The organism is Devosia sp., assembly GCF_036676215.1.
In the GTDB taxonomy this organism is placed as follows: domain Bacteria; phylum Pseudomonadota; class Alphaproteobacteria; order Rhizobiales; family Devosiaceae; genus Devosia.
Genome location: NZ_JAKFDJ010000174.1, coordinates 1 through 1,805, shown reverse-complemented (window position 1 = coordinate 1,805; position 1,805 = coordinate 1). Strand labels below are relative to the sequence as shown.

Below are 1,805 nucleotides of genomic sequence, written 5' to 3'. Positions count from 1 at the left end.
GATCAGCCCGGACACCGAGGTGATGCAGACAATCCGCCCGGCGGCGCGACGACGAATCATCGGCATCATCACCGGGTGCAGCACGTTGTAGAAACCGTCGAGGTTGGTACGCATCACCGAATCCCAATCTTCTTCGCTCAAGGCCGGAAAAGCCCCGTCGCGGGTCAGGCCGGCATTGAGCACCACGCCGTAATAGGCGCCGTGAGCTTCCACGTCGGCTTCGAGAATGGCTTTGCAACTGGCGCGGTCGGACACGTCGAATTGCAGGACACGCACGTTGCGGCCCAAGGCTTCCACTTCGGCCTTTACCGCGATAGCGTCCGCCAGACCGCTGCGGCAGTGCAGCACGATGTCATGCCCGGCCCGGGCCAGACGCAATGCAATGGCGCGGCCGATACCACGGCTGGAGCCGGTGACCAGTACGGACTCAGTCATCACTCGACTCCTTGGGGTTCATGCAGATATTGAGCGGCCTGAGGCGGGCGGAACACGTTCAGCCGGGCGGTCGCGTGGATGCCGGGGGCGGTGATATGGCATTCGAACACGCCCATGCCATTGTCGTCTTCCAGCGAGCGTATCCCGTGGATGGTCAGCTCGGTGCCGGCGGGGAAGTGTTCCACGTTGCATTCGAATTTGCGGGTGCCGAGCAGGAAACCCAGTTCCACCGCATTGCCTTTGCGGCGCGCGTGGCAGCCGGCATAAGCGGCGACGCTCTGGGCCATCAGCTCGATGCCGACCCAGGCCGGCAGGCTGCCGTCGGGGCGATTGAACAGGCCGTCGGGCTTGACGGTGAGTCGGGTGTGGATCTGCTCGTCATCGAACGACAGGATCTGGTCGATGAGGATCATGTCACCAGCATGCGGTAGCAGTTCGGCGAGCGGCCAGTCAATCATGGGGCGTCTCCGATAATCAGGCTGACGTTATTGCCACCGAAGGCAAAGGAATTGCTCATCAGGTAGCGGGGTGCAATGGACGTCAGGTGGTCGGTCGGGGTCACCCAATGCAAGGCCGGCAATTCGGGGTCGGGCTGACCGTCCCAGACGTGGGGCGGCAGGGCGTGCTCGCGGTTGTCCGCGCTCAGACTCAACCAGCAGAACGCTGCTTCCAGGGCACCAGCGGCGCCAAGGGTATGACCGGTCATCGGTTTAGTCGACGAGCAGGGCACACCATCCGGGAACAGCGCTGTCACGGCCAGGCTTTCCATGGCGTCGTTGTGTTGGGTGGCGGTACCGTGCAGGTTCAAATAGCTGATCTGCTGCGGTTGCAGGCCCGCGCGGCTCAAGGCCTTACTCATCGCTTGCCGGGCGCCACGGCCGGTCGGTTCCGGCGCGGAAATGTGGTGCGCATCGGAGCTGGCGCCACTGCCGAGCAGGGCAATCGGTTGGCTGCTGCCGACGTTTTTGCTCATCAGAAACAGCACCGCCGCTTCGCCGATATTGATGCCGTTGCGGTTCGCCGAAAACGGATTGCAGCGCTGCTCGGACACCGCTTCCAGGGCTGAGAAGCCGTTGAGGGTCAGTTTGCACAAACTGTCGACACCGCCGCACAACACGGCATCGCACATGCCCAGGTCGAGCAACCGTTGGGCACTCATCAGCGCGCGGGCGCTGGAGGTGCAGGCGGTGGAAATCACATAGGCTGGGCCGCTCAATTGCAGCCAGTCGGCGAGAAACGTCGCCGGAGCGCCGAGTTCCTGTTGTTGATAGTCATAATCGGCAGGGAACTGATGCTCTCGGATGTAATGGGCCAGACCGCTGCTGGCCTCGTGAATGCCCGAGGTGCTGGTGCCCAGAATGACGCCGATA

Annotated in this window: 3 protein-coding genes; all 3 read right to left on the bottom strand. The window is 63.0% G+C overall.

Translation table 11 applies throughout. The annotated features are described in order from the left end of the window. Nucleotides 1-435: SDR family NAD(P)-dependent oxidoreductase (locus V6M52_RS14815; protein WP_332701570.1), on the bottom strand; the 435-nt coding region annotated here is incomplete at its 3' end. After that, a complete protein-coding gene (locus V6M52_RS14810; protein WP_205886737.1) occupies nt 435-893 on the bottom strand; it encodes a hotdog family protein in 459 nt (152 codons plus the stop codon). The genes V6M52_RS14815 and V6M52_RS14810, both read right to left, overlap by 1 nt. Next, a partial coding sequence (locus V6M52_RS14805; protein WP_332701569.1) for a beta-ketoacyl-ACP synthase occupies nt 890-1,805 on the bottom strand: 916 nt, incomplete at its 5' end. The genes V6M52_RS14805 and V6M52_RS14810, both read right to left, overlap by 4 nt.

Bases quoted from the DNA above. Each gene is read 5' to 3' on its own strand.
- V6M52_RS14810 (WP_205886737.1), bottom strand. From the start codon at position 893: ATGATTGACTGGCCGCTCGCCGAACTGCTACCGCATGCTGGTGACATG.